The organism is Intrasporangium sp. (genome assembly GCF_035688975.1).
Taxonomy (GTDB): Bacteria; Actinomycetota; Actinomycetes; order Actinomycetales; family Dermatophilaceae; genus CALMNV01.
The window spans coordinates 13,707-39,634 of sequence record NZ_DASSMH010000085.1; the positions used below are offsets into that span (position 1 = coordinate 13,707).

Annotated in this window: 26 protein-coding genes and 1 tRNA gene; 18 read left to right on the top strand and 9 right to left on the bottom strand. The window is 73.9% G+C overall.

Translation table 11 applies throughout. From position 1 onward, the window contains the following. Position 1: 1 nt before the first annotated feature. The 13 genes from pcaH (at position 2) to VFJ94_RS09060 (ending at position 14,500) form a co-directional block, all read left to right on the top strand. Positions 2-841, top strand: a complete 840-nt coding sequence (gene pcaH / locus VFJ94_RS09000) for a protocatechuate 3,4-dioxygenase subunit beta (protein ID WP_325003865.1) — start codon at positions 2-4, stop codon at positions 839-841. A 47-nt stretch (positions 842-888) separates the two neighbouring features. Further along, positions 889-1,461 carry a protocatechuate 3,4-dioxygenase subunit alpha gene (gene pcaG / locus VFJ94_RS09005; protein ID WP_325003903.1) on the top strand — a complete coding sequence of 191 codons (573 nt, stop codon included), beginning with the start codon at positions 889-891 and terminating at the stop codon, positions 1,459-1,461. A 45-nt stretch (positions 1,462-1,506) separates the two neighbouring features. Further along, the gene (locus tag VFJ94_RS09010; protein WP_325003866.1) at positions 1,507-2,988 is read left to right on the top strand and encodes a lyase family protein; all 1,482 of its coding nucleotides are present in this window, start codon (positions 1,507-1,509) and stop codon (positions 2,986-2,988) included. Between the two features lie 2 nt (positions 2,989-2,990). After that, entirely contained in the window at positions 2,991-4,235 is a 1,245-nt protein-coding gene (gene pcaC, locus VFJ94_RS09015) for a 4-carboxymuconolactone decarboxylase (protein ID WP_325003867.1), read from the top strand. A gap of 83 nt (positions 4,236-4,318) precedes the next feature. Continuing rightward, on the top strand, positions 4,319-5,503 hold the full coding sequence (locus VFJ94_RS09020) for a thiolase family protein (RefSeq protein ID WP_325003904.1): 1,185 nt from the start codon (positions 4,319-4,321) through the stop codon (positions 5,501-5,503). Beyond that, complete coding sequence (locus VFJ94_RS09025; protein ID WP_325003868.1) at positions 5,500-6,213, top strand: 3-oxoacid CoA-transferase subunit A; 714 nt, start codon at positions 5,500-5,502, stop codon at positions 6,211-6,213. The genes VFJ94_RS09020 and VFJ94_RS09025 overlap by 4 nt, the downstream gene beginning before the upstream one ends. A gap of 83 nt (positions 6,214-6,296) precedes the next feature. Beyond that, a complete protein-coding gene (locus VFJ94_RS09030) occupies positions 6,297-6,923 on the top strand; it encodes a 3-oxoacid CoA-transferase subunit B (RefSeq protein ID WP_325003905.1) in 627 nt (208 codons plus the stop codon). Positions 6,924-6,958: 35 nt separating this feature from the next. Beyond that, positions 6,959-7,753, top strand: a complete 795-nt coding sequence (locus VFJ94_RS09035) for an IclR family transcriptional regulator domain-containing protein (protein WP_325003869.1) — start codon at positions 6,959-6,961, stop codon at positions 7,751-7,753. Between the two features lie 63 nt (positions 7,754-7,816). Continuing rightward, positions 7,817-9,715 (top strand): sugar phosphate isomerase/epimerase and 4-hydroxyphenylpyruvate domain-containing protein, encoded by a 1,899-nt coding sequence (locus VFJ94_RS09040; RefSeq protein WP_325003870.1) that lies wholly within the window; start codon positions 7,817-7,819, stop codon positions 9,713-9,715. Positions 9,716-9,904: 189 nt separating this feature from the next. Then, positions 9,905-11,008 (top strand): polyprenyl synthetase family protein, encoded by a 1,104-nt coding sequence (locus VFJ94_RS09045; RefSeq protein ID WP_325003871.1) that lies wholly within the window; start codon positions 9,905-9,907, stop codon positions 11,006-11,008. Beyond that, complete coding sequence (gene crtI, locus VFJ94_RS09050) at positions 11,005-12,486, top strand: phytoene desaturase family protein (protein ID WP_325003872.1); 1,482 nt, start codon at positions 11,005-11,007, stop codon at positions 12,484-12,486. Before VFJ94_RS09045 ends, crtI begins: the two co-directional genes overlap by 4 nt. Next, the gene (locus tag VFJ94_RS09055) at positions 12,483-13,487 is read left to right on the top strand and encodes a phytoene/squalene synthase family protein (protein ID WP_325003873.1); all 1,005 of its coding nucleotides are present in this window, start codon (positions 12,483-12,485) and stop codon (positions 13,485-13,487) included. The genes crtI and VFJ94_RS09055 overlap by 4 nt, the downstream gene beginning before the upstream one ends. Beyond that, complete coding sequence (locus tag VFJ94_RS09060) at positions 13,484-14,500, top strand: DUF5914 domain-containing protein (RefSeq protein WP_325003874.1); 1,017 nt, start codon at positions 13,484-13,486, stop codon at positions 14,498-14,500. Before VFJ94_RS09055 ends, VFJ94_RS09060 begins: the two co-directional genes overlap by 4 nt. 306 nt (positions 14,501-14,806) lie before the next feature. On the opposite strand, the gene VFJ94_RS09065 is transcribed toward VFJ94_RS09060, so the two are convergent. From VFJ94_RS09065 to VFJ94_RS09100, 8 genes are all read right to left on the bottom strand, one after another. Beyond that, a complete protein-coding gene (locus VFJ94_RS09065; protein WP_325003875.1) occupies positions 14,807-16,363 on the bottom strand; it encodes an FAD-dependent oxidoreductase in 1,557 nt (518 codons plus the stop codon). A 38-nt stretch (positions 16,364-16,401) separates the two neighbouring features. Then, positions 16,402-17,187: a class I SAM-dependent methyltransferase gene (locus VFJ94_RS09070; RefSeq protein WP_325003876.1), complete on the bottom strand. Its 786-nt coding sequence runs from the start codon at positions 17,185-17,187 to the stop codon at positions 16,402-16,404. Then, entirely contained in the window at positions 17,184-17,486 is a 303-nt protein-coding gene (locus VFJ94_RS09075) for a lycopene cyclase domain-containing protein (RefSeq protein WP_325003877.1), read from the bottom strand. The genes VFJ94_RS09070 and VFJ94_RS09075 overlap by 4 nt, the downstream gene beginning before the upstream one ends. After that, positions 17,479-17,817, bottom strand: a complete 339-nt coding sequence (locus VFJ94_RS09080) for a lycopene cyclase domain-containing protein (RefSeq protein ID WP_325003878.1) — start codon at positions 17,815-17,817, stop codon at positions 17,479-17,481. The genes VFJ94_RS09075 and VFJ94_RS09080 overlap by 8 nt, the downstream gene beginning before the upstream one ends. 99 nt (positions 17,818-17,916) lie before the next feature. Further along, the gene (locus VFJ94_RS09085; RefSeq protein ID WP_325003879.1) at positions 17,917-18,735 is read right to left on the bottom strand and encodes a hydrolase; all 819 of its coding nucleotides are present in this window, start codon (positions 18,733-18,735) and stop codon (positions 17,917-17,919) included. Between the two features lie 62 nt (positions 18,736-18,797). Then, the gene (locus VFJ94_RS09090) at positions 18,798-19,574 is read right to left on the bottom strand and encodes a hypothetical protein (RefSeq protein ID WP_325003880.1); all 777 of its coding nucleotides are present in this window, start codon (positions 19,572-19,574) and stop codon (positions 18,798-18,800) included. 46 nt (positions 19,575-19,620) lie between these two features. Beyond that, on the bottom strand, positions 19,621-20,850 hold the full coding sequence (locus VFJ94_RS09095) for an NRAMP family divalent metal transporter (protein ID WP_325003881.1): 1,230 nt from the start codon (positions 20,848-20,850) through the stop codon (positions 19,621-19,623). Continuing rightward, positions 20,847-21,278 carry a hypothetical protein gene (locus VFJ94_RS09100; protein WP_325003882.1) on the bottom strand — a complete coding sequence of 144 codons (432 nt, stop codon included), beginning with the start codon at positions 21,276-21,278 and terminating at the stop codon, positions 20,847-20,849. Before VFJ94_RS09100 ends, VFJ94_RS09095 begins: the two co-directional genes overlap by 4 nt. Positions 21,279-21,541: 263 nt before the next feature. Here VFJ94_RS09100 and VFJ94_RS09105 point away from each other — a divergent pair, with 263 nt between their 5' ends. Together VFJ94_RS09105 and VFJ94_RS09110 are read left to right on the top strand one after the other, a co-directional pair. After that, positions 21,542-22,708: a S1C family serine protease gene (locus VFJ94_RS09105; RefSeq protein WP_325003883.1), complete on the top strand. Its 1,167-nt coding sequence runs from the start codon at positions 21,542-21,544 to the stop codon at positions 22,706-22,708. Between the two features lie 119 nt (positions 22,709-22,827). After that, positions 22,828-23,829 carry a hypothetical protein gene (locus VFJ94_RS09110; RefSeq protein WP_325003884.1) on the top strand — a complete coding sequence of 334 codons (1,002 nt, stop codon included), beginning with the start codon at positions 22,828-22,830 and terminating at the stop codon, positions 23,827-23,829. A gap of 10 nt (positions 23,830-23,839) precedes the next feature. On the opposite strand, the gene bfr is transcribed toward VFJ94_RS09110, so the two are convergent. Beyond that, entirely contained in the window at positions 23,840-24,319 is a 480-nt protein-coding gene (bfr, locus tag VFJ94_RS09115) for a bacterioferritin (RefSeq protein WP_325003885.1), read from the bottom strand. A 116-nt stretch (positions 24,320-24,435) separates the two neighbouring features. Between bfr and VFJ94_RS09120 the strand changes: the two genes are divergently transcribed. The 3 genes from VFJ94_RS09120 to VFJ94_RS09130 all read left to right on the top strand — a co-directional run bounded on the left by VFJ94_RS09120 (position 24,436) and on the right by VFJ94_RS09130 (position 25,922). Then, the gene (locus VFJ94_RS09120) at positions 24,436-25,143 is read left to right on the top strand and encodes a hypothetical protein (protein WP_325003886.1); all 708 of its coding nucleotides are present in this window, start codon (positions 24,436-24,438) and stop codon (positions 25,141-25,143) included. 1 nt (position 25,144) lies between these two features. Beyond that, a complete protein-coding gene (locus VFJ94_RS09125; protein WP_325003887.1) occupies positions 25,145-25,810 on the top strand; it encodes a (2Fe-2S)-binding protein in 666 nt (221 codons plus the stop codon). 39 nt (positions 25,811-25,849) lie between these two features. Further along, a tRNA-Thr gene (locus tag VFJ94_RS09130) sits at positions 25,850-25,922 on the top strand. Positions 25,923-25,928: the final 6 nt, after the last annotated feature.

Consider the following 25,928-nt stretch of genomic DNA (forward strand, 5'->3'; position numbering starts at 1 on the left):
CATGACCGCAGCCGAAGGTGCAGTCGTCGACGATGCGTTCGACGACCCGCGGGTCGTCACGTCGTCGGACGCCGCGTCGAGCAGCCAGGAGGAGGTGAGCCGGCAGATCGCGGCGCTGCACGCGGCATACGTGCGCGGGCCGGCGACGGCCACCCCGCCGACGCAGCCGAGCCTCGACTTCGCGCCCTACCGCAGCTCCATCCTGCGGCATCCGACCAAGGACCTGCACCACGCCGACCCGGAGGACGTCGAGCTCGCGGCCCCCATCTTCGGCCACCGCGACGTCGGCGAGCTCGAGGCCGACCTCACCATCCAGCACGGTGGGGAACCCGTCGGGGAGCGGCTCGTCGTCACCGGCCGGGTGCTCGACGGTGACGGCCGGCCCGTGCGGCACCAGCTCGTCGAGGTCTGGCAGGCGAATGCCGCGGGGCGGTACGTCCACAAGCGGGACCAGCACCCGGCCCCGGTCGACCCGAACTTCACCGGCGTGGGCCGCTGCCTCACCGACGCCGACGGGGTCTACCGCTTCACCACGATCAAGCCCGGCCCGTACCCGTGGAAGAACCACGACAAGGCGTGGCGGCCGGCTCACATCCACTTCTCCCTCTTCGGCACCGACTTCACCCAGCGGATGGTGACCCAGATGTACTTCCCCGGCGACCCGCTCCTCGCCCTCGACCCCATCTACCAGTCCATCCTCGACCCCGCAGCCCGGGCCCGACTCGTCGCGAGCTACGACCACGGCGTCACCCAACATGAGTGGTGCACCGGCTACCGCTGGGACATCGTCCTCACGGGCAGCCACCGCACCTGGGTCGAGCAGGACGGGGGGCTGTCGTGAGCACCCCGCCCCGCGTGCCTGCCATGCCGGTCCTGCCCGTCACGCCCATGGGCCGCCCCGACGGGGACCTGGCTCCCACCCCGGGCCAGACGGTCGGGCCGTTCTTCGGCTACGCGCTGCCCTACCCCGGCGGCGACGAGCTCGTCGGCCCGCAGCATCCACGACCGGTGCGCCTGCACGGCACCGTCCGCGACGGCCACGGCGTCCCGGTGCCGGACGCGCTGGTGGAGATCTGGCAGGCCGACGAGGACGGCACCGTGCCCGCCATCGCGGGGTCGCTGCGCCGCGACGGGTGGACCTTCACGGGTTTCGGCCGGGCGTCGGTCGACAACGTCGGCCACTACTCGTTCCGCACCGTGGCGCCGGGTCCCACGCGGCCGGGGGCGGCCCCGTTCGTCGCGGTCACGGTCTTCGCCCGGGGGCTGATGAACCGCCTGTTCACGCGGGCCTACCTGCCCGACGACCCCGCGGCCCTCGCATCCGACCGGCTGCTCGCGTCCCTGCCCGGGGACCGACGCCAGACCCTGGTCGCCGTGCGTGAGGGCGAGCAGTCGCTGCGCTTCGACATCCGGCTGCAGGGCGAGGGGGAGACCGTCTTCCTCACCTACCCTCGGCACTGACCCGGCCCGCGCCACGCGGCCGCAGACCCACGGGAGGACCCGCCCATGTCGGCAGACCTGCTCTGGCCCGGGCTGCACCGAGCCGGCGGCCTCTTCGACGACGCCGCGATGGTGGCCGCGATGGTCGACGTCGAGGCGGCCTGGTTACGCGCGCTCGCAGGTGCCGGGCTCGCGCCGCCGGGGGCGGCCGAGGCCGTGGAGTCCCTCGACCTCGCCGCCCTCGACCTGGCCGCCCTCGCGGTCGAGGCCGAGGCGGGCGGCAACCCCGTCATCCCCCTGCTCGCAGCCCTGCGAGCGTCCCTCCCCCCCTCCTCCCAGATATCTGCGGGGCTGGATATCGCTATGACGACATCTAGCCCCCCAGACAACGGGGGGGCGGGGGAGGCGGCGGGGCGGCTGCTGCACCTGGGGCTGACGAGCCAGGACGTCCTCGACACGGCCCTCGTCCTGTGCGCGCGCACCTGCCTGACCGCCGTGGCCGCCGACCTCGACGCGCTCGTCGAGGCGTCGGCGGCTCTCGCGGACCGTCACCGCGGGACCGTCATGGCCGCGCGGACGCTGGGGCAGCACGCGGTGCCCACGACGTTCGGGGCGCGGGCCGCCGGCTGGTGCCGTGGCCTTGTCGCCGCCCGCGAGGCGGTCGCGCGGTGCCTGGAGACGCTGCCGGTGCAGGTCGGCGGCGCGGCGGGCACGATGGCGCGCGCGGTGGAGGTATGCCGTGCGGCGGGCAGCGCGGACCCCGTGGCCGCCACCGAGCGGCTGGTTCGCGACCTTGCTCAGGCCCTCGGACTGCAGGTCGTCGCGCCGTGGCACACGACCCGGCACCCGGTCACGGGGATCGCCGACACGCTCGTGACCGTGTCCGACGCCCTCGGCCACGTCGCCAACGACGTCGCCCTCCAGTCGCGGCCCGAGGTCGCCGAGCTCGCCGAGCCAGCGGGCGCCGGGCGAGGCGCGTCCTCGGCCATGCCGCAGAAGCGCAACCCCGTGCTGTCGGTCCTCCTGCGCCGGCATGCCCAGTCCGCCCCGCTCCTCGCGGCCCAGCTCCATCTCGCAGCCGCGGGGGCGCTCGAGGAGCGTCCCGACGGGGCGTGGCACATCGAGTGGGCCGGCCTCCGAGACCTGTGCCGCCGCACCGTCGCGGCGACCCGGCAGGCGCGCGAGCTGCTCGAGGGACTCCACGTGGATGCGCCGGCGATGCGAGCGCACGTCGACGCGGCCCTGCCGGGGCTGCTGGCCGAGCGCCTCGTGCCGGCGCTCGCTTCGCTCCTGGACGGGGGTCGGGGGGCCGCGTCCTCGCTCGTGTCGTCCGCCGCGTCGCCCGCGGAGCTCGTCGACGCCGCCGTGTCCGCCTCCGCCGGCCGACTCACCGAGGCCGACGTGCGCGCCCTGCTCGACCCGACGGCATACCTCGGGTGGGCGGGAGAGCTCGTCGACGGCGCGGTGGAGGCCGCCCGGTCCTCCACCGCCACGGCCGCCCCCGTGCCCACTTCCGTGCCCCCTTCCACCGACCCGACCAGGGAGTAGCCGTGCCCGTTCCAGTCCTCACCGCGACCCACCTCTCGCCTCCGCGGGACGGCTGGCGGCCGCTGCTCGTCCTCGGGCCGTCGCTCGGCACGTCGACGCGGCTGTGGACGGCCTGCGCCACCCTCCTCGCCGAGACCCACGACGTCGTCGCGTGGGACCTGCCGGGCCACGGCAGGAGCGCTCCGGCGACCGCGCCGTTCAGCATGGCCGAGCTCGCCGCGGGTGTGCTCGACGTCGTCGACCGGGTCGAGGCCGACCGGTCCGACGCGTCCGGCACCACGTCTCCCGCGCCGCGTCGGCGGGCGTTCCGCTATGCCGGCGACTCCGTCGGCGGCGCCGTCGGGCTGCAGCTGCTCCTCGACGCCCCGGACCGGGTCGAGGCCGCAGCCGTGGTCTGCTCCGGGGCACGCATCGGCGACGAGCAGGGGTGGCGCCAGCGCGCGACCCTGGTCCGCCGCTGCGGCACCCCGGTCATGGTGGAGCCGTCCGCCCGCCGATGGTTCGCCCCGGGGTTCCTCGAACGCGAGCCCACGGCCGGCTCCGCCCTGCTGCACGACCTGCAGGAGGCCGACGCGGAGTCCTATGCGCTCGTGTGCGAGGCCCTTGCCCAGTTCGACCTCACGGGCCGGCTCGCGCAGGTGCGCCCGCCGGTGCTGGCGCTGTCCGGCTCCGAGGACCCGGTGGCGACGCCGGAGCTCGGGCGGCGCGTGGCCGACGGCGTCGCTGACGGGCGGTTCGTGCTGCTCGACGGGGTGGGGCACCTCGCGCCGGCCGAGGCGCCGGAGCGCACCGCCAGTGCCCTGCTCGGCTTCTTCGCCGGCCTGCAGACCCTGGGCGAGCTCCATCGCTCCGGGATGGCGGTGCGGCGCGCCGTCCTCGGCGACGCCCACGTCGACCGCGCCACCTCGGCGGCGGACGACACGACGCGTGACTTCCAGGAGCTCATCACCCGCTTCGCGTGGGGCTCGATCTGGACCCGCCCCGGCCTCGACCGCAGGTCCCGCTCCATGATCACGCTCACCGCCCTCGTCGCCCACGGGCACTGGGAGGAGCTGGCCATGCACGTGCGGGCCGCCCTGACCAACGGCCTGACCCGCGCCGAGGTCGCCGAGGTGCTCCTCCAGTCGGCGATCTACTGCGGCGTCCCGGCCGCCAACTCGGCCTTCCGGACGGCGCAGGAGGTCTTCCGCTCCATGGACGCCGAGCGGGCCGACCAGGACGTTGACGCGGCACCGCCCACGGCTTAGCATTGCTGTGTTCATATAACGCACAACCGTTCGCTTAGTGAACGATCTGCGATGGTCCCCCGACAGACAAGGATGTGATGAGGGTGACGGCGGCCTACGTCTACCAGGCAGTGCGGACCCCGTTCGGCCGTTTCGGGGGAGCCCTCGCGGCAGTGCGCCCGGACGACCTCGCGGCGACGGCCCTCACCGCGGTGCTCGACCGACTCCCGGCCCTCGACCCGGCCCGCATCGACGAGATCGTCCTCGGCAACGCCAACGGCGCCGGTGAGGACAACCGCAACGTCGCCCGGATGGCCGGTCTCCTCGCGGGCCTGCCCGTCTCGGTGCCCGCCACCACGGTCAACCGGCTCTGCGGCTCGAGCCTCGACGCAGCCATGATCGGCTCGCGCCAGGTCGAGACCGGCGATGCCGACATCGTGCTCACCGGGGGCGTCGAGTCGATGACCCGCGCCCCCTGGGTGCTCCCCAAGCCCGAACGGGCCTACCCCGCGGCCAACGCGACCCTGTCGTCGACCACGCTGGGGTGGCGGCTCGTCAACCCCGCGATGCCCGCCGAGTGGACCGTCTCCCTCGGCGAGGCCAACGAGCAGCTGCGCGAGCGGTATGCCGTGAGCCGCGAGCGGCAGGACGAGTTCGCCGTGCGCTCGCACCGCCTCGCGGACGAGGCATGGGCGGCGGGGTTCTATGACGACCTCGTCGTGCCGGTGCCCGGCGTCGAGCTCGCCCGCGACGAGAGCATCCGGCCGGGCTCGACCGTCGAGCGCCTCGCGGCGCTGACGCCGTCGTTCCGTTCGGACGGCACCATCACCGCCGGCAACGCCTCACCGCTCAACGACGGGGCGTCGGCGGTCCTCATCGGCAACGAGTCGGCCGAGCAGCTCGTCGGGGCCCGTCCCCTCGCCCGGATCGCCGGCCGGGGAGCCCACGCCGTCGAGCCACAGCTGTTCGGCTACGCCCCGGTCGAGGCGGCCGGGAAGGCCCTCAAGCGGGCCGGCATCGGGTGGGACGACGTCGGCGCCGTCGAGCTCAACGAGGCCTTCGCCGTCCAGTCGCTCGTGTGTGTCGACGCCTGGGGGATCGACCCCGACATCGTCAACGCCCGCGGTGGCGCCATCGCCATCGGCCACCCCCTCGGTGCGTCCGGCGGGCGGATCCTCGGCACGCTCGCGAAGCGGATGCACGAGGGCCATCACCGCTGGGGTGTCGCCGCCATCTGCATCGGCGTCGGCCAGGGGCTGGCCGTGGTCCTCGAGAGCACCGCGCCGTGAGCCGGCTGCTCGTCGCCGCCGACCCCGACGAGGCCGTGGCCGGCGTGAGGGACGGGGCCACGGTGCTCATCGGGGGGTTCGGCACGGCCGGACAGCCGATGGAGCTCATCGACGCCCTTCGCCGCACCGGAGCGCAGGGCCTCACGGTCGTCAACAACAACGCCGGCAACGGCAGCCAGGGCCTCGCGGCGCTCCTGGCCGGGGGCCAGGTCGCCAAGATCGTCTGCTCCTTCCCCCGGCAGAGCGACTCCTACGTGTTCGACGAGCTCTACCGGGCTGGCCGCATCGAGCTGGAGGTCGTCCCCCAGGGCAACCTGGCCGAGCGCATCCGGGCCGGTGGGGCGGGGCTCGGGGGCTTCTACACGCCGACCGGCGTCGGCACGCTGCTCGGCGAGGGCAAGGAGCGGCGCACGCTTGGTGGGCGCGACTACATCCTCGAGCTGCCCATCACGGCCGACCTCGCCCTCGTCAAGGCCCTGCGGGCAGACCGGATGGGCAACCTCGTCTACCGCCGCACCGCGCGCAACTTCGGCCCGATCATGTGCACCGCCGCGACGACGACCGTCGTGCAGGTGTCGGAGCTCGTCGAGACCGGTGCGCTCGACCCCGAAGCGGTGGTGACACCGGGCATCTACGTCGACCGCGTCGTCGTCGTCCCCGCTGCTGCCTCGGCGGCCACCGAGGCCACCCGGAAAGGACAAGGACAGTGAGCACCCACGCCCAGCCCGTCGCCGAGCCCACCGCCCAGCCGGTCAGCGAGCACGTGTCCCGCGGCCCCCTGGCTCGAGAGGAGATGGCCCGGCTCGTCGCGCAGGACATCGCCCCCGGCTCCTACGTCAACCTCGGGATCGGGCAGCCCACCCTCGTGTCGGACTACCTGCCCGCCGACAGCGGCATCGTGCTGCACACCGAGAACGGCATGCTCGGGATGGGCCCGGCCGCGGTGGGCGACGAGGTGGACCCCGACCTCATCAACGCGGGCAAGGTGCCCGTCACCGAGCTGCCGGGGGCGGCATACTTCCACCACGCCGACTCCTTCGCGATGATGCGCGGTGGCCACCTCGACGTCTGCGTCTTGGGCGCCTTCCAGGTGGCGGCCAACGGCGACCTGGCGAACTGGCACACCGGTGCCCCCGACGCCATCCCGGCCGTGGGCGGCGCGATGGACCTGGCCACCGGGGCCAAGGACGTCTACGTGATGATGACGCTCTTCGGCAAGGACGGCAGTCCCAAGCTCGTGCCGCGGTGCACCTATCCGCTCACCGGTCTCGGCTGCGTCAGCCGCGTCTACACCGACCACGGCGTCTTCCTCCTCGCCGGCGGCGAGGTGCGCGTGCGGGAGACCTACGGCATCACCGTCACCGAGCTGCAGGAGCGGCTGGACGTGCGGCTCGTCTCCGGGCCGGCTGCCCCGTGCTGATCGGGCGGCCGGAACGGGCGGATATCGTGGCGGCCATGGCAGGGACGTCCGGGCCGGAGGCCCGCGAGCACGGGGACGCACACGTCCAGTCCCTCGGGCGGGGGCTCTCCGTCATCGAGTCCTTCGACGCCGACAACGAGGCGGCGACCCTGAGCGACGTCGCGCGGCGAACTGGTCTGACCCGGGCCACGGCGCGGCGCTTCCTGCTCACCCTCGTCGACCTCGGCTACATGCGCACCGACGGGCGGCTCTTCTCCCTCACGCCGCGGGTGCTGCGGCTCGGTCACGCGTATCTCTCCTCGATGGGGCTGCCGCAGATCGCCCAGCCGCACCTCGAGGCGCTGTCGGCCCGGCTGGGGGAGTCCGTCTCGGTGGCCGTCCTCGACGGCAGCGACATCGTCTACGTCGCCCGCGTGGCGACTCGCCGGATCATGACCGTCGGGATCAGCGTGGGGACGCGCTTCCCGGCCTATGCGACCTCCATGGGCCGCGTCCTGCTGGCCGGGCTCACGCGCGAGGAGCTCGACCACGTCCTCACCGAGACCGAGCTGCGTCCCCTCACCGACCGCACCATCGTCGACGAGGCGGCGCTGCGCGAGGAGCTCGACCGGGTCCGGTCCCAGGGCTTCAGCCTCGTCGACGAGGAGCTCGAGCTGGGGCTGCGGTCCCTCGCCGCGCCGGTGCGCGGCCGCGCGGGGGAGGTCGTGGCCGCGGTCAACGTCTCGACCCAGGTGAGGTCGGTGCGCGCGGACGGGCTCGAGGAGCAGCTGCCGGCCCTGCTCGAGACCGCCGCGGCGATCAGCGCCGACCTCCAGGCGACCCATGGCTGACGCCGCAGCCTCCCCGCGGCCGGCCCATCATCGACTCATGACACGACGTCACGGAGGGCCCTGATGCACAAGGCTATTGCCACGGTCTCGGTGAGCGGCGCACTCGAGGAGAAGCTGACGGCCATCGCGGCCGCGAAGTTCGACGGCATCGAGGTATTCGACAGCGACCTCGTCGCATCACCGCTTCGGCCGGTCGAGGTGGCCCGGCGGTGCGCCGACCTCGGCCTGTCGATCGACCTCTTCCAGCCGCTGCGCGACGTCGAGGGCGTCGACCCGCAGCAGTTCCCGCAGACCCTGCGCCGGGTGGGCCGCAAGCTCGACGTCATGGAGCAGCTGGGCGCGACGACCCTGCTTGCGTGCTCCAACGCGACGCCGTCCGCGGTGGGTGACGCCGACCTCTCGGCCGAGCAGCTCGGCGCAGTGGGCGATCTCGCTCAGGAGCACGGCTTCACCGTGGCGTTCGAGGCGCTTGCGTGGGGCACCCACATCAACCGGGTCAGCCATGCGTGGGACCTCGTCCGGCGGGTGGACCACCCCAGCGTGGCGCTGGCGGTGGACACCTTCCACCTCCTCGCCCGAGGCGACGACGCGACGGCGCTGCACGGCATACCGGGTGACCGGATCGCCTTCCTCCAGGTGGCCGACGCGCCCGTCCTCGCCATGGACGTGCTCCAGTGGAGCCGCCACCACCGGGTGTTTCCCGGACAGGGCTCCTTCGACCTCGCTCCCGTGGTCGCGGCGGTCGTCGAGGCGGGGTACCGCGGGCCGCTGTCGCTCGAGATCTTCAGCGACGTGGTCCGTGAGGCCGACCCCCACGTGACGGCCCTCGACGCCATGCGCTCGCTGCTGCACCTCGAGGAGGAGCTGCGCCACCGCTGGGACGGTGCCGCCGCGGGCCCCGACAAGCCGCAGCGACCCAGGATCGAGCTGTTCGACCCGCCGCCGGCCCCGAGCGAGGTCGAGCCGGCCTTCGTCGAGGTGGCGACGCACGGGCCCGATCTCGACCGGCTCCTCGCGGCGATGGGCTTTCACGTCGCCGGGCGGCACCGGACCAAGCCGGTCACGTGGTGGCGCAACGGCGGGGCGAACGTCCTGCTCAACGGCGCCGGGGACCTCGAAGACCGCTGGGCGACCGCGGCGTCGCGCCCGTCCATCACCGGAATCGGTCTGGCCGTCGACGACGTCCCGGCGTTCGCGGCGCGTCGATCCGCCCTCCTGTGGCCCGGCCTTCCCCTGCGACACGGGCCGGGGGAGGCGGTCATCGCCGGGGTGGACAGCCCCACCGGCATCCACACGTTCGTGACCGGCCGGCCGGGGCAGGCCGACGACTGGCAGCGTGACTTCGTCGCGGTCGCCGACCCCACGGCGGACGGTGAGGAGGAGCCGGGGGCGGGCTGGGTGGGCATCGACCACGTGGGGTATGCCGTGCCCTTCCGGCTCAGCGAGGCGGAGATCTCCTTCCACCGCACCCTCTTCGGGATGCTGCCCGGAGCGGTCTCGGAGTTCACCGACCCGCGGGGGCGGGTTCGCAGCCGGGTCATGCGGCCGCCGACCGGGGCACTGCGGATCGTGCTCAACGTCACCGAGGGTCTCGCCACTCGGGCCGGTGGACCGGCCGGCATCAACCAGGTCGCCTTCGCGTGCCCGGACGTCCTGCGTGCCGCCCGGGCGATGCGCGCCGCCGGCGTCGGGCTCCTCGAGGTGCCCGACAACTACTACGACGACCTCGCGGCTCGCTTCGACCTGCCCGCCGCCCGGATCGCCGAGCTGCGTGCCGAGGGCGTGATGTACGACCGGGACGAGCGAGGGGAGTTCCTGCACGTCTACACCCGCCGGATCGCCGGGGCCTTCTACGTCGAGGTCCTCCAACGGCTGGGTGGCTATGACGGCTATGGCGCCGCCAACACCCCGGTGCGGCTGGCGGCCCAGGCGGCCCAGGTCCGCGACGCGCGGCCCGCCTGACCCCGGCCATCGGACCGTCTCCGGGCCCCGCCCCTTTGGGTTGGGTCGGTCGACCCGCCTTTGCCGCGGCGGCACCCGGTTTAATGTTTGTCATGGGTTTGTAAAAGGTTTAGCCTTGCGCATGACGGGCGGACGTCAGAAGGTGGCCGTGGGGCCCATCGCGCCGGCCCTGAGCTGAGGAGGGCACGCGTGACCCACGACGCCTCGCGGACGGTCGATCGCCGCCAGCTCGCGGATGCCTCCTCCACCCTGGCGGGCGTGGACGAGCTGCTCGCGGGCCTCTGCGACGGGCTCGCGGCCGAGTGGGGTCGGCGCAGCCCTGAGCCGGTCGACGTGCTGCGTGCCGACCTGCCGCTGATGCTGCGGGCGCGGCTCGTCCCTGGTGCGGGCAAGCGGCTCCGGCCGGTCATGTGCCACTGGGGATGGGTGGCCGCGTCCGGCGCCGTCGACGGGCGCGGGCACGATGCGCTGCTGCGCACCGGCGCGGCGCTGGAGCTGCTGCACCTCTTCGCGCTCGTGCACGACGACGTCGTCGACCGGTCCGACTCGCGCCGCGGCCGGCCGGCCGCCCATGTCGAGGCCGGTGCGGCCCATGCCGCGGCCGGGGCACTCGGCGACCCGGCGGTCTTCGGAGACGGCATCGCCGTGCTGCTGGGGGACCTCGCCCTCAGCGAGGCGAGCGCGCTCATCGCCGACACGCCCCCTCCCGTGCGCCAGCTGTGGCGGGCGATGCTGCGAGAGCTCGTCCACGGCCAGCTGCTCGACCTGACGGCCGCGGCCGCGCGGCGACGCGACCTCGACCTCGCCAGGCGCATCGCCCGGCTCAAGTCGGGCGCCTACAGCATCCAGCGACCGCTCCTGCTCGGCGCCGCCCTCGCGGCGCCCGACCCCGCCGTGACCGCAGCCCTCGCCGGCTACGGCGAGCACCTTGGGGAGGCCTTCGCGCTCCGTGACGACCTGCTCGGCATCTGGGGCGACCCCGCCGTCACCGGCAAGCCGGTCGGCGACGACCTGCTCTCCGGCAAGGCGACCGTCGTCCTTGCCGCCGCCCGGCGCCTCCTGCCTCCGGCACAGAGCGAGCGCTACCTCGGGTCCCGAGCGGTCATCACGGAGGCGGACGTGCCGCGGCTGCAGCGGCTGCTCGACGGCTGCGGCGTGCGCGACGACGTCGAGCGGCGGATCACGGACGAGGCCGCCTCGGCCCTCGGCGCCCTCGACGGCGTGGGGCTGGACCCCGACGGGGTCGCTGGACTCACCCGGATGGTCCATGTCATCGCGTGGCGCGACGCGTGAGCGTCGTTGCCGTCATCGGCGCCGGGCTGGCCGGGCTCTCGGCGGCCTGCCACCTCGTCGGGCACGGCCACGAGGTCGTGCTCCTCGAGCGCGAGCAGGCGGCCGGTGGTCGGGGCCTGCGGGTGCGCCGGGACGGCTTCTCCTTCGACACCGGACCCACCGTCATGACGATGCCGGACCTCGTCGACGACGCGCTGCGCGCTGTGGGCACGACCGTCCGAGACGCACTGCCCATGCGGCGCCTCGACCCGGCATACCGCGCCCGGTTCGCCGACGGCAGTGAGATCTTCGTCCGGCACGGCGTCGAGGCGATGCGTCAGGAGATCGCCGACACCTGCGGCAGCGTCGACGCCGCCAGCTTCGTCGACTTCGCCCAGTGGCTGCGCCGGCTCTACCGCGTCGAGATGCCGGCCTTCATCGACACGAACTTCGACTCGCCGCTGGACCTCCTCTCCTCGCCTGCGGCAGCGGCCCGGCTGGTGCGGCTGGGGGGCTTCCGCCGCCTGGGGCCCGTCATCAGGCACTGGTTTCGTGACGAGCGGCTGCACCGCCTCTTCTCCTTCCAGGCGCTCTATGCCGGCGTGTCCCCGGAGCGCGCCCTCGCCCTCTACGCCGTCATCACCTACATGGACTCCATCGAGGGGGTGTGGTTCCCCGAGGGAGGCATGGATGCCGTCCCGGCCGCGATGGCCCGTGCCGCCGCCCGCGCGGGCGTCGACGTCCGCTACGGCACGACGGTCGACCGGCTCGTCCTCGACCGTCGCGGCGCGGTCGCCGGAGTCGAGCTGGAGGAGGGCGGGCTGGTGCGGGCGGACGCCGTGGTCTGCACGCTCGACCTGCCCACGGCATACGACCGCCTGCTGGCACACCTGCGCCCCCCACGGGTCGTGCGGTCCGGGCAGTACTCGCCCTCTGCCGTCGTGTGGCACGTCGGGGCGCGGGGCCTGCCGGCTGCGGGGACGACGCACCACACCATCCACTTCGGCGCCGACTGGGAGGGGGCCTTCGAGGCACTCATCGGAGACGGCCGGCTCATGCCCGACCCGTCGCGCCTCGTCACGGTGCCCACGGTGACCCAACCGGATCTGGCCCCCCAGGGGCACACCGTGCTCTACGTGCTCGAACCGGTGCCGAACCTCTCGGGTCGCGTCGACTGGTGCCGGGAGCGGGAGCCCATGCGTGAGCGGCTGCACGAGTTCCTCTGTGCAAACGGCTATCCCGCGGACGTCGTGACGGAAGTCCTTGTCACGCCGCTGGACTGGAAGGCGATGGGCATGCATCTCGGCACCCCGTTCGCGCTCGCGCACACCTTCGCCCAGACGGGTCCCTTCCGTCCGCCCAACGTCGAGCGCCGGGTGCCGGGCCTCTTCTTCGCCGGATCCGGCACCGTGCCGGGGGTTGGCGTTCCCATGGTGCTCGTGAGCGGCAAGCTGGCCGCTCGCCGCGTGGCCGAGTACCTCCCGGGGGGCCCCGCATGAGTGCCGTGGGCTCCGCGGGTGCCTCGGGCGCGGCGGGTGCCTCGGGTGCCTCGGGCGCGGCGGGTGCCTCGGGCGCGGCGGGCGCGGGGGGCGCCGCGGGCTGGGCGGTCGCCGCGGGTGCCCCGCAGCTCGAGGTGGGCTACCGCCTCTGCGCCGAGATCACCCGCCGGCATGGGACGACGTACTACTGGGGGGCCAGGCTGCTGCCGGCGGAGCGACGCCGACACGTGCACGCCGTCTATGCCCTGTGCCGGCTCGCCGACGACATCGTCGATGCCCCGGGGGCCACCGAACCGGACCGCGTGGTCGCGACCGGGTCCGCGCTGGGCAGGTTCGCCGCCGCCTTCGCCCGCGCCGTGCAGGGCGAGCCCGCGGTGAGCCCGGTCCTCGCCGCCGCCGCCGCGAGCGCTCGCGCGTGCGACATCCCCGCGGAGTGCTTCGACCGCTTCTTCGGGGCCATGGCCCAGGACCTCACGACGACGGCATACGACTCGTGGGACGACCTGCTCGCGTACATGGACGGATCGGCCGCCGTCATCGGCGAGATGATGCTGCCCGTGCTGCGTCCGACCGACCCGAGGGCGCTCGCGCCCGCCCGCGCTCTGGGGCTCGCCTTCCAGCTGACCAACTTCCTGCGCGACGTCGGCGAGGACCTCGACCGGGGCCGCGTCTACATCCCCCAGGAGGACCCGCGTCGGTTCGGCGCCGACCCCGCGCAGCGGCAGGCGACACCGCCGTGGCGAGAGCTCATGCGCTTTGAGGTGGCCCGCAACCGGGAGCTCTACCGGGAGGCCGATGCCGGCATCCCGATGCTGCCGCCCGCCTCGGCGCGGTGCGTGGGGACCGCCCGCGAGCTCTACGCACGGATCCTCGACCGGATCGAGGCCAACTGCTATGACGTCTTCACGACCCGGGCGCGAGTTCCCCTGTGGCGCAAGGCTGCTGTGAGCACGCGCATTCTGGCCCTCGGGCCGCCCGCGCGAAAGGCAGGCATCGCATGACGCTCCGGACGACGACCGACATGGCGCCGCACCACGGTGAGTCATGGAGCCCGCTCCGACGCCTGCCGGCGCCACCACGTGACCGGCTTCCCGAGACGTGGCGCGATGCCCGCCCGGGCCGGATCCGCCGTGCCCTGGACGCGGCGCAGCGGCGCGACCCGGGTGGCTGGCACGTGGTGGGGGCCTCGAGCGACCTGCCCCGGGACCGCTCGATCATCCGCACCGTGGACGGTCGGGAGGTCGTGCTCTGGCGTGCCGGCGACGGCCGCGCGCTCGCCGGACCGGGTGCCTGCCCGCACCTCGGTGCGCTGCTCGCGGGGTGCGAGGTGATGCACGGAACGGTCTTCTGCCGGTGGCACGGGATGGCGCTGGGAGAGCGCGGACGCCGTGACTGGCAGCCGTATGCCGCCCTCGACGACGGGGTGCTGGTGTGGGTCCGGCTCCCCACCCCGGGTGAGCAACCCGGCGACCGGCCGGTGCTGCCCGTGCGCCCGCGGCAGGAGTCGTCCCTCGCCACCGTGATCGCCGTGCGCGGGCGGTGTGAGCCGGTCGACGTCATCGCCAACCGGCTCGACCCCTGGCACGGGGCGTGGTACCACCCCTACGCGTTCAGCCACCTCACCGTGGACGACGCCGCCTCCGACGACGGGCGGCTCGTCGTCGACGTCGCCTTCCGGGTGTCGCGTCGGTGGGGCGTCCCCGTGCGGGCAGAGTTCACGTGCCCCGACGCGCGCACCGTCGTCATGACGATCACCGAGGGCGAGGGCGTGGGCAGCGTCGTCGAGACCCACGCGACGTCCCTCGGCCGGGACGCCCAGGGTGCGTCGTGGACGGTCATGACCGAGGCCACGATCGCGACCTCGTCGCGGCCCGGGTTCGCCGTCGCCCGCCGGCTGGGGCGGCTCATCCGCCCCGCCGTCGCCTCGACGGCGGCCCGGCTGTGGGTCGACGACATGGCGTATGCCGAGCGGCGTGCGCTGTTGCGGGCCCGCGGTCAGTCCTACGGCGCGTAGCCCCCACCGCTGCTCCCAAGTCGAGTGGCCACTTCTGTGCGCCGCGCCCTCGTCGAGTGGTCAGTTTCGTGCGGCGCGCCCTCGTCGAGTGGCCAGTTTCGTGCGGCGCGCCCTCGTCGAGTGGTCAGTTTCGGGCGCGCTTTCCGTGGTCAAGTACCCGTACTCGATGGCCGCGCCCATGAGCGCGACCAAGGGTGCCAGCCGCCAGCGTACCGAAGTGGCCACTCGACGGGTGGGGGTGTGTACGGAAGTCGCCACTCGACGGGTGGGGGTGTGTACGGAAGTGGCCACTCGACGGGTGGGGGGTCAGGAGGTTTGCGAGCTGCGGCGGCGGGGCAGGTGTGCGAGACCCCTGCGCAGGGCGCGCGCAGCGCGCTCATGCCGGCCCCGCACGGGAACAGTCCAGATGTCGTGCCCCGCGATGCCGTAGCCCGCCAGCAGCACGTTGGCCGCCAGCCACCCTGTCGTGGCGGCGCGTTCCATGAGCGCAACCGGGTAGTCGCACCGGATGCCGTCACCGGCGAGGACGACACGCTCGTCGGGGGTGGGCACGCCCGGTCGCGACGCCCACGGGTCGGTGCCGGCGAGGGGACAGTCGTCGTGAACGAGCCACTGCTCGAAGAGCGTTCGCGCGCCGTCGAGCTCAGGATGGATGCGCACGAGCTGACGCATGAGCTCCGCCCGCAGCAGCTCGGCGTCAGTGCCCGCTGGCACGGCATACGCGTGCAGCTCCACGACGCTGCCGCCGGTGCCCGCCGCCCACTCCGCCGCCCCCCGGTCCATGCGGTCGACAAACGAGACGTTGTCGAGCGGCCCGAAGCCGCTCGTGCCGAGAAAGGCCTCGGTGCCCGGTCGTGGCTCACGGTCGAGCCAGAGCCGCCACACGGCGAACGGCGGGGCACTGCGCTGTGCGGCCACGCGCGCCCGCCAGTCGTCGGTCCCGAGCCAGGCCGCGTCGCCCACCAGGCGCTGCAGGGCCGCACGGTCCGTCGCGAGCACGACGGCATCGGCTTCCACAGTTACGGGGGCCCGAGAGTCACGGTCCCCGGCCAGGGCCACGGCGATGCCGTTGCGGCGCTCCTCCAGCGCGACCGCCGGCCGGCCGAGGAGGATCGCGACGCCCAGCCCGCGCAGGTGCCGCGCCAGGGGCCCCCACAGCGCCTCGTCGTAGGAGACGTCCGGCACGTCGAAGAGGAGGCCCTCGGCCGATCCCGTGAAGTACGTGTGGAACATCGCGATGAGCTCGCCGCCGGAGAAGTCCCGTGGGTCGGCGAAGAAGCTGCGCGCGAAGACCTCGAGTGCGAGATGGCGGGCCTGCTCGGGAAACCGGAGCCGGTCGAGCACCTCGGCCGCGCTCATGCCGTCGTATGCCGCATACGTCTCCGGGAAGCGCACGTCGAGCAGTCCCAGCGCGGCGCCGACGTCGACCGAGCGCAGTGCGGAGAGCGGGAAGCTCGGGCTCCGCGCCACGAAGGCGGCGATGCTGAGCGGCGGCGTCCGGGGAATGCGCGCGAAGGAGTCGGTCGGACCGCCGGCGAGCCGCAGGGGATAGTCGGGCACCGCGACCAGGCGCTCGAGTCCCGGGTCGCCCCGCCGGAGGAGCGCACGCAGGTTGTAGTACTGCCGGAAGAAGGCGTGGAACCCGCGGCTCATGGTCGCCCCGTGGCCGTCGGGCAGCGTCACTGGCCAGGACCGCACGCGCCCGCCGAGGGTCGCCTCGCGCTCGACGAGCGTCACGGGCACGCCCCGCTCGGCCAGGCCGGTCGCCGCAGCCAGCCCCGCGATGCCGCCGCCGACGACGACGACGCCGTGACGCGGTGGGCTGACCGACGCCGTGCGCGGGGGGATGGGGGCGTGGCGCACCGCCGCACGGTCCAGGCCGGGCCGCCAGGTCGGCGGTCTCATCGGGTCGACACGGGGCGGGGGGCGGGGCGGCGGGCGTGGAAGGTGTGGATGATGCCGCGTTGCCAGCCGCTGACCGACCGGGTGCGCACGTCCTCGAAGCCGGCCTGCTGCAGGCGCTGCGTGAGTCGGGCGGTCGAGTCGAAGTCGAGCACGCTGCGCCACAGGTAGCGGTAGAGCCGCGTCCGTCGGGACGTCAGCCAGCCGAGCGGCACGACGACCGCCCAGCAGACGGCGGTCCACACCGCGGTCGGCAGTCGGCGCCCGGCGACGGAGTACTCGTGCACGACGAGGACACCCCCGGGTGCCAAGGCGGCCCGGAGCGCACGCAGCAAGGCGTCGCGGTCGGGCACGTTGCGCACGAGGTATGCCGCGAAGACGGCGTCCAGCCCTCCGTCGCCGACGAGGTCGGCCCGGTCCGCCAGCTCCTCGGCGCGGGCCTGCACGAAGGAGACGCCCGCCGGCCAGGCCTTGGCACGGGCAGCCTGGAGCATGCCGGCGGACCCGTCCACACCGATCACCTCCACGGCCATGTCGGCCGCCGCGCAGGCGTCGAGCACCGCACGGGTCGACGCTCCGGAGCCGCACCCGAGGTCGACGACCCTTGCGACCCGGCGGGATCGGCTCCCTGCCCGGGATGCCAGCGATGCCACGAGCACGTCGGCGGAGGCCCGCAGATGGGCGTGGTAGCCCGGGTTGAGCGCCACCATGAGGTCGTAGCGGTCCGCGACCTCGTCGAAGGCCTCGGGGACCTCGCCGCGCGTGACCGGTCGGGCGCTCCTCATGTTCTCTCCTTCTGTCGCTCCCACAGCACGAGGCAGGTCGTCACCAGCGAGAAGCCGAAGAGGAAGTCCTCGACGGGGATGTCCCAGGGCCAGCGGATCCCGAGGTGGTGCTCCGGGTTGTAGATCACGATCGGCGCGGCGAGCTTCGTCAGCCAGCCGTCCACCGCGGCCTGGAAGGCGACCACGATGGCCAGGGCGACCCAGTACTGGGCCCGCCGGAACAGGTCGACGCGCAGCGCGCGAGCGAGCAGGACGGTGCCGCCGACCGAGAGCAGGGCGAGCAGGGTGTACTCAGGCACCGCGGCCCCGCAGCCGGTGCATCCACCCCAGGACGGTCCCGACCGCCTCGTACGTGAGCAGGCCGCAGAGCGGCACGACGAGGAAGAAGACGAGCTCCTCGAGCGGCATACGCAGCGGCAGCTCCCACCCGGTCACGTAGGCGGGGTTATAGGTCCAGTGGCCTCGCCAGATGCCGACGATGTCCCAGGCGGAGAACACCACCGCGACCGGGAGGACGGCGAGAGCGGCGGTCCGCGCCCGCCGGTAGACGCGGGCGTGCAGGACGAGCTCGAGCGGCAGGGTCACGACGAGGCACAGCGCCATGAGGAGGAGGTACTGGTAGCGCTGCACGGCCCTGCCCTTCGGTGGTCCCTCGGTGCGCCCAGTCTGGCATCGTCGGGCCCCTCGTCGGTTCTCGACGGGCCGCGGGATGTCCGCGACGCTGCCGGCTCACGTGAGGTCGTCGTGGTCCCCCTGCACCCAGGCCGCGTGCCGGTCGGCCGAGTGGCGCACCACCTGCTTGGCGTCGGCGGGCACGACGTCGCCGAAGTTGTTGTAGAGGCGGTCCACGGCGAGCGTTTCCACCAGGCTGGCAATGCGCTGTACCACCCTGCCGGACAACGGGATTCGGTTCGGGTAGCTGCGCAGGAAGCTCACCGTGCGCCGGTCGGGGTTCGGCATGATGGCGTCGCCGGCGAGGAGCACGCCCCGCCCCCCGGCCCCTGCCGACCACTCCACCACCGCCTGCCCGCGGAAGTGGCCCCCGACGCGGTGCAGCCAGAGCCCGTCGGCGACCTCCCGGCAGTCGTCCCAGAAGTCGACGAGGTCGCTCCGGCGCACCCACTCGCGATCCCGCTCGCAGACGAGCACCGGCACGCCGCCGAGGGCCTTGGCCCACTCGACCTGAACGCCGTACATGTGCGGGTGGCTGGCCGCGACGGCGAGCGGGGGGCCGAGCCGGTGCACGAGCTCCACGGCGCCGTCGTCGAGGAACCCGACGGGGTCCCAGAGCAGCGTGCCGACCGGGGTGACGACGAGCATGCTCTGCTGGCCGATGCCGACGACCGGCTGGGTCCGCAGCCCCCACAGGTTCGGCTCGACCCCATGCATCACGACGCGGTGTCCCGTGGACCGCAGCCGGTCCAGGGTCGTCCAGCGCTGCCCGGAGGCCGGGACCCACTGCCGCTCGTCCTCACAGATGGCGCAAGACCGCGGCGGCGACTCGAGATCCGCCGTCTCCACAGCGCACGTGGCACAGATCCAGATCATGGACACACTGTCTCGTGCCGGCCCGCAGGCGCGCGAGCCCCCTCAGCTGCCGGCGGGGCCCCTCAGCGGGCAGCGGGGCCGCTCGGCCCGTCGGCCACGACGACCGTGCCCGCCTGCCAGTCGACGGCGCTGATGTCCTCGACCGGGATCACGGGGTCGTCGCGGTGTCGAAGCCGCCAGAGGGCGGCGAGGAGCGCCGGTCCCTGCACGGCATCCGTTGCCCCGTAGCCCAGCCGGGCACCTGCCGAGTGCGGCGTGCCGTGCAGGTGGGTGACCCGCAGCGGGGCCTGCGGTCCGTGGGCCGGCGGCCCGACACAGCGCAGCTCCGAGACCCGACCGAGGTCGCGGCCCTGCCCGTCGACGAGGCGCGCGCCGAGCAGGCCGCTGGCCGGATGCCCGCCCGGCCGGGCCACGAGGACCTCCTCGCGCTGCCGTTCGCCGCTGGCCTGTTCACCGGCCTCCGGGTCCTCCGCGTCGTCGCCGCCCTTGGCGCCCGGGATGCGCGAGACGACGTGGCGACGCAGCCACAGCTCGAGCCCGAACGTGCCCAGCAGAGCCTGGGCGGCATCCTCCGTGACGGTCACCGCGGAGCCGACGCGGGTGACCTGTTCCATGGGGACGACGACGTGCTCGTCGGGTCCGCGGTGCAGGCGGCGCCACACGGCTTGCACCCACTCGCCGAGCCGGCCCGGCAACCGCTCGCCGAGGGCGGCCGGCCCCACCAGGAGCCCCGTGACCATCAGGGCGCCGTCCGCCTCGACGAGCTCGAGGTCGTCGACGTTGCCGAGCAGCTGGCCTCGAGGGCCGACGATCTGGTGGTCGAGGAGGCGGAGTGCCACGTCGCACCTGTGTTCGCCTCCGGTCCCGGCACGCCCGGCGTCCATCTCACTGCCCTGCCTTGGTCACGAGCATGAGTGGGATCGCCGCGATGGCCGCCACGACCACGAGCAGCAGGTATGCCGTGCCCAAGGCGTTGGCGAGCCGGCCGTTGGCGTGCCGGCCCATGTAGGTCCGGTCGTTGGCCACGACGAGGATGGGAAAGTAGGTCAGCGGCAAGGCGATCGCGCTGAAGACGACGGAGTACTCCGTCAGCATGATCGGGTCGATGGTGGTCAGGAGCACCCCGATGGCGACGATGGTCGTGAGCAGGATGACCGTGTGGAACCGCGCGGCGCGCAGCGGCTCGACGAACTTGCCCCACTGCCAGCCGAAGTACTGCGCGATGCTGTAGCCGACGGAGAGGCCGGTCTCGCACGCCGCGCCGAAGGTGGCGGCGAAGAAGCCGAGCAGGACGAGCGCCAGCCCGATCTTGCCGAGGGCGAGCGGCACTGGCAACGCGATCTGTCCCAGGGTGTCGACCTGGATCCCGTTGGGCAGGTAGAGGATCGCTGCGACTGCGGCGATGGCAAGCGAGAGTATGCCGCCGAGCGGGAACCCGATGAACACGTTCGCCCGCATCGTGGCGAGGTCCTTGGCCGTCCACCTCTCCTCGACGCCGCCGGACGAGAAGAAGAACACCTCGTACGGCGTCATGGCGGCGCCGAAGAGCGCGATGGCGTAGTAGAAGTACGTCGCGTGGCTCTCGTCGTGGGGCACGAGCGGCGCGGAGGCCTGCCGCCACAGCGCGCCCCAGTCGGGTCCCAGCCGCCACACCGCGACCGCGAAGACGACGAGGGCGAGCCCGGCGAGCCCGAAGGCGTCCTCGAGGACGGAGAACTTCACCCGCCACAGCACGAGCCAGACGGCGGCGCCGACCACCGGCACCCAGAGGTAGCGGTTCACGCTCGTCGTGAGTTCCAGGGCCAGGGCGACGCCGCCGATCTCGGCGATGAAGGTGAGGCTCGTGACGGCCATCGAGGCCACGAGGTTGGTCAGCCCGACCCGCGGACCCAGCCGCTCGCGGACGAGGTCGAACGTCGCGCGGCCACTGACTGCGGCGACGCGCCCGCTCATCTCGGCGAACGCGCAGATCCCGACGATCCCGAGCAGGACCACCCAGGCGAGGGACATCCCGAACCGGGCCCCGACGAGCCCGTTGGTGACGAGGTCGCCGATGTCCACGAAGCCGCCGATGGCCGTGAGGATTCCAAGCGCGACGGCGAAGAGCCGCTTCACTGCAGGTCCTGCTCGAGCTGGTCGAGCGAGTCGCCCAGCCGGGCCAGCTCGCCCACGCTCGACCGCAGCCGCGCGTCGTCCTGGCGGCGCACCGCGATGCGGGCGGTCGTGAGGGCAGTGGCGGCATCCTGGAGCAACGTCACGACGCGCTCGCGCAGCGCGTCGTCCCGCCGCGACGGCGGGTCGACGACCCCGAAGCTGTCCTCGATCGGGCCGAGCGCGCTCTCGCTCTCGGTCACCACCGTGTTGACATAGGCCTGCGTCACGCGGTCCTCGAGGCGGGCCCGCAGGGCGAGCGCCACGGTCCGCACCTCGCTGCGGGCGGAACCCGCGGCGGCCCGCGCGTTGGCCTGGAAGGCTCCGGAGTCGAAGGCGGGAGCCACGCAGCCGGCGAGTCCCATCGTCAAGGCGGTCGTGAGCAGCACCACGGGCCTGGCGCGCCCCGGCCGGCAGCCGGTCACCGAGCGCCTCGGAGCAGGAAGACGGCGAGCACGACGAGCAGGGCCACGAAGAGAAGCCAGCCGCCGCCCAAGGCGAATCCCTCGGTCATGACCACGGTCCTTTCTGGTGCACCGGTCCTGATGAACCGATCCGGCCTGCGGCGACCTGACCTGTCCATACCCCTTCCGGGCGGAGCACACCTGCGGGCGCCGTCGTTGCCGCTGCCCCAGGTTTCCAAGATGATGCCTGGGTGACCGATGGAGCTCTCGCCATGCCTGCGTCGTCGTCCTCGCGACGGGGCCGCGGCCCCGCGGCGGTGCGGGCGACGGCGGTCGCAGCAGCCCTCGCACTCGGTGTCGCCGGCTGCACGGGCACCGCGCCGGGTAGCCCGTCCTCGAGCCCGTCCCCGTCCTCCAGCGCGACGACCAGCGCGTCGGCGGGTGGGCCGACCGCCACGGCGTCGGGCGGATCGACCGGCACGGGTGGCTCGACCGGGAACACCGGTGACCTGTCCGCGGTGCCCCGGGTCGCCGCCCGCGTCCAGCCCAGCGTCGTCACCATCCTCGTGAGCGGCGGCCTGGGCAGCGGGGTCGTCTACACGGCCGACGGGCTCATCCTCACCAACGAGCACGTGGTGCGCGGCAACACCGACGTCCAGGTGGCGTTCGCGGACGGGCGCCGAGCCGCGGGCCGCGTGACCGCGACCGACCCCGTGACCGACCTCGCCCTGGTGCAGGCTGACCGAAAGGGCTTGCCCCCGGCCCGGTTCCAGACGCAGCTGCCGCAGGTGGGCAGCCTCACCGTCGTCATCGGCAGCCCGCTCGGCTTCCAGAGCACCGTCACGGCGGGCATCGTCTCCGGCCTGCACCGCCAGATCCCTGGCAGTGCCGCGGAGGGCCAGTCCCTCGTCGACCTCCTCCAGACGGACGCGCCGATCAGTCCTGGCAACAGCGGCGGCGCCGTCGCCAACGCCGCGGGGGAGGTCATCGGCATCAGCGAGGCCTACATCCCGCCCCAGGCAGGCGCGGTGGCGCTCGGTTTCGCCATCCCCGCCGCCACCGCCGTCAGCATCGCGGACCAGCTGCGGCGCGACGGACGGGCCCGCCACGCCTTCGCCGGGCTCGTCCCGGCGCAGATCACGCCCGAGATCGCGGCCCAGCTCGGCCTGTCCAGCACCGCCGGGGTCATCGTGGCCGAGCTCGTCCGGGGCGGTCCGGCAGATCGCGCCGGGCTCGCCCCCGGCGACGTCATCACGGCCGTGGACGGGCGCCCGACAGCGACCCCGGAGGACTTCCTCGCGGTGCTGCGCCCGCACGCGCCCGGCGACGTGGTGGCCGTCGAGGTCACGTCCCCGGGCCGAGGCGCCCGCACGGTCAAGGTCGCGCTCGCGGATCGGCCGGGATCCAGCTCGCCCTGATCCCAGGCGCTGAGGCGCCCGGGGCTCGGCGGCGGCGGGGGCCCTGGGGGCCTGGGGGTGGCAGGGGCCCTGGGGGTGCAGGGGGCGCCCACGGGCGTGGGGCCCGGCAGGATGGGCCCGTGATCCTGCACCTGCGGGCTGCCGTGCAGCAGTTGTATGCCGCGCCGCCGGCCCGGTTCACGCCGCTGCGGAGCGAGCTGGTGGCGCAGGCCAAGGCCGCGGGTGACCCAGCCCTGGCCAAGGACATCGCGGCGCTGCGCAAGCCCACCGTCTCGGCCTGGGCCCTCAACACCTACGTGCGCGAGCATCCCGAGGAGATGGACGAGTTCGGCGCGTTCGCCGAGCTGCTGCGAGAGGCCCAGCGCACCCTCGACGCGGAGCAGCTGCGGGTCCTCGGCCGCGAGCGATCCCGCCGTGTGGGCGAGCTCGCCGGTCTCGTCACGGCGGCAGCCGCGGCCGCCGGGCAGCCGCTCGGCCCGGCCCCGGCGCAGGAGGTCCACGACACGCTGACCGCGCTCGTGGCCGACGAGGACGCCGAGCGGTCCATCCGGACGGGGGCGCTCGTGCGCCCGCTGCGTTACTCCGGCTTCGGCTCCGTCGACATCGAGGGCGTCCTGGCCCACCCTGCCGCCGCAGACGAGGCCGCAGACGAGGCCGCAGACGAGGACGCCGACGAGGACACCGCAGCCGCCACCCGACCCGCCGGCCCGGGCCGGCCAGGGGCCGCGCCGGCGCCTGTCGCCGCGGCGGAGCTCGAGGAGCGCCGCGCCCGCCGCCGGGTGGAGGAGCGGCGCCGGCTCGTGGCCGCGCTCGCCGACGCCAGCCGGGCCCTCGAGACCGCCGACGCCAGGGTCGACGTGCTCACCGCCCGGCACGGCGAGGTCGTCGAGGGCATCGCCGACCTCGAGCGCCGGCTTGCAGCCGCCCGACGCCGGCTCGACGCGGTGACGGCCGAGCTCGAGGAGGCGCGCGGCATACGGGACGCCCGCCGGGACGACGAACGCAGCGCCGAGGCGGCGCTCGAGGCCCACGAGCGGGCCAACGAGCGAGCCCACGAGCGGGCCAACGAGCGAGCCCACGACCCGGCCGACGACCGGGCCGACGACTCCCGGCAGGAGTGAGCGGGAGCGCTCAGGCCGGCGGCCGGGACACGCACTGGGCCAGGTAGAGCGGCTCGCCCAGCCTGTCCATGAGCTCGAGCTGGGTCGTGAGGTAGTCCACGTGGTGCTCCTCGTCGGCCATGATCTCCTCGAGCAGGATGGCGCTCGTCGAGTCCTGCCGCTCTCGGCACATGACGATCCCGGGCTTGAGCCGCGCCACCACGTCGAGCTCGATCTGCAGGTCGCTCTCGAACTGTTCGCGCAGGGTCTGTCCGACGTTGAGCGAGAAGAGCCGCTGGTAGTTGGGCAGCCCGTCGAGCAGCAGGATCCGGTCGGTGAGCTTCTCGGCGTGGGTCATCTCCTCGAACGACTCCCGACGGGTCGCGGCCGCGAGCTCCGTGAGGCCCCAGCTCTCCTGCATCTTGGAGTGGAGGAAGTACTGGTTGATCGCGGTGAGCTCGCTCGTGAGCTGCTCGTTGAGCAGGGTGAGCACCTCGGGGTCTCCGGCCATGATCGCTCCTCGTGTCCAGGCCCCGCGGGGCGTCGTCGCCGCGGCGCCCGCTTGCCACCCCGACGTGCCCGCCATTCAATGATGTACCGATCCTCCTCCGCAAGGGTGGTGCACCCGTGTCGCAGACCGTCGTCTCCCACGTGCTCGCGACCGACCACGTGGTGCCCGACCGCGACCGGTGGTGGGAGGCGGTGACCTCCCGGGCGGCCCTCCTGCACCGGCTCGGGGCCCACCACGTCGTCGCGTATGCCGCCCTGCGTGACCCCGAGCGCGTCTTCGTCACCATGGGGCTGCGGCACCGGGACCCGCTGGAGGGGGTGCTGCGCTCGCGGGCGGTCCTCGACTGGTTCGACGCCACCGGCGTCGAGGAGATCCCGCCACTGTTCGCGGGCAGCGTCGTGGAGAAGATCGCCGTCGTGCCCGAGGACGCCGCGCCACCGCACGGCGCCCACGAGGAGCAGGCCCACCACGGTGCCGTCGTCGTGGCGGCGATCACCGAGGTCCCTGACGTCGAGCTGCTGCGGACCTCGGTCCACGCCCATCTGGACCGGTTCCGGTCGGCCGGCGTGCGCAAGGTGTGGCTCTACCGGGCCCTCGACGTGGGGCGGGAGGTGATGGTCCTGCAGGAGGTCGCCTCCGAGGAGCAGGCCCAGCGCTGGCTCGACCACCCCGACGCCTCCGTCGACTGGATGGACTCGGCGGGAGTGGGCGTCTACCCGCCGCTCTTCGTCGGCCGGCTGCTGCGCGTGCTGCACCTCGACCCGGCCGAGGGGGCGGCCACCGCCGCGTCGACCCCGCCCGCGCTGCCTCACGAGGAGCGCTGACGTGTACGTCTGCCTCTGCACGGGCGTCAACAGCGAGACGGTGACGCAGGTGGTGGCGGCGGGGGCCCGCACGTCGCAGGAGGTGGCGGACGCCTGCGGGGCCGGCTCGGTGTGCGGGCGCTGCCGATCGACGGTGCGCCGGATCATCGCGGCCGAGCTCGCTGCCGCGGGTGAGGCGGCACCCGCCGCGCTCGTCGCCGAGGAGGCGGCGGGGTGGCCGCCCGAGGAGGCGGCGGGGTGGCCGCCCGAGGGGGCGCCTTCCCGTCCACGCAGGTCGGTGCCGTGGCGCACGCGGCTCGTGGAGGTGCGCACGTATGCCGTGCGCCCCGCGGACGCGGAGCGGTTCCACGAGCGGGTCGTCCTCGCCGGGCTGCCCCTGCTCGGCGAGCAGGGGGTCGACGTCGTGCACTTCGGGCCCTCCGAGACGCCCCGGGACCAAGCGGTCGACTTCGTCCTCATCCGCAGCTTCCCCTCGCGCCGCGCGCTGGAGCGGCTGGAGGTCGAGCTGGAGGGCTCCGCGCGGTGGCGGGCCGCGCTCGGTGCAGACGCTGCCGACGCGGTCGTGGAGGAGCGCCAGGTGGCCCTGCTCCTCCCGGTGGACGCGGTCGACGGGCTGAGGTCTCGGCTGCGCGGCGCGGATTTCACGCCGGAGGCCGGCACCGTGTAGTCTCGCCGTCGCACAACCGGTCGCCCTCGGGCCGGCCGCGCCCCAATAGCTCAGTCGGCAGAGCGTTTCCATGGTAAGGAAAAGGTCTAGGGTTCGATTCCCTATTGGGGCTCTCGTC

Excerpts from the sequence above, each read along its gene's own strand:
- pcaH (WP_325003865.1), top strand. The coding sequence starts at position 2 with ATGACCGCAGCCGAAGGTGCAGTCGTCGACGATGCGTTCGACGACCCG.
- pcaG (WP_325003903.1), top strand. The coding sequence starts at position 889 with ATGGGCCGCCCCGACGGGGACCTGGCTCCCACCCCGGGCCAGACGGTC.
- VFJ94_RS09010 (WP_325003866.1), top strand. The coding sequence starts at position 1,507 with ATGTCGGCAGACCTGCTCTGGCCCGGGCTGCACCGAGCCGGCGGCCTC.
- VFJ94_RS09030 (WP_325003905.1), top strand. The coding sequence starts at position 6,297 with ATGGCCCGGCTCGTCGCGCAGGACATCGCCCCCGGCTCCTACGTCAAC.
- VFJ94_RS09035 (WP_325003869.1), top strand. The coding sequence starts at position 6,959 with ATGGCAGGGACGTCCGGGCCGGAGGCCCGCGAGCACGGGGACGCACAC.
- VFJ94_RS09040 (WP_325003870.1), top strand. The coding sequence starts at position 7,817 with ATGCACAAGGCTATTGCCACGGTCTCGGTGAGCGGCGCACTCGAGGAG.
- VFJ94_RS09055 (WP_325003873.1), top strand. The coding sequence starts at position 12,483 with ATGAGTGCCGTGGGCTCCGCGGGTGCCTCGGGCGCGGCGGGTGCCTCG.
- VFJ94_RS09060 (WP_325003874.1), top strand. The coding sequence starts at position 13,484 with ATGACGCTCCGGACGACGACCGACATGGCGCCGCACCACGGTGAGTCA.
- VFJ94_RS09070 (WP_325003876.1), bottom strand. The coding sequence starts at position 17,187 with ATGAGGAGCGCCCGACCGGTCACGCGCGGCGAGGTCCCCGAGGCCTTC.
- VFJ94_RS09085 (WP_325003879.1), bottom strand. The coding sequence starts at position 18,735 with ATGATCTGGATCTGTGCCACGTGCGCTGTGGAGACGGCGGATCTCGAG.
- bfr (WP_325003885.1), bottom strand. The coding sequence starts at position 24,319 with ATGGCCGGAGACCCCGAGGTGCTCACCCTGCTCAACGAGCAGCTCACG.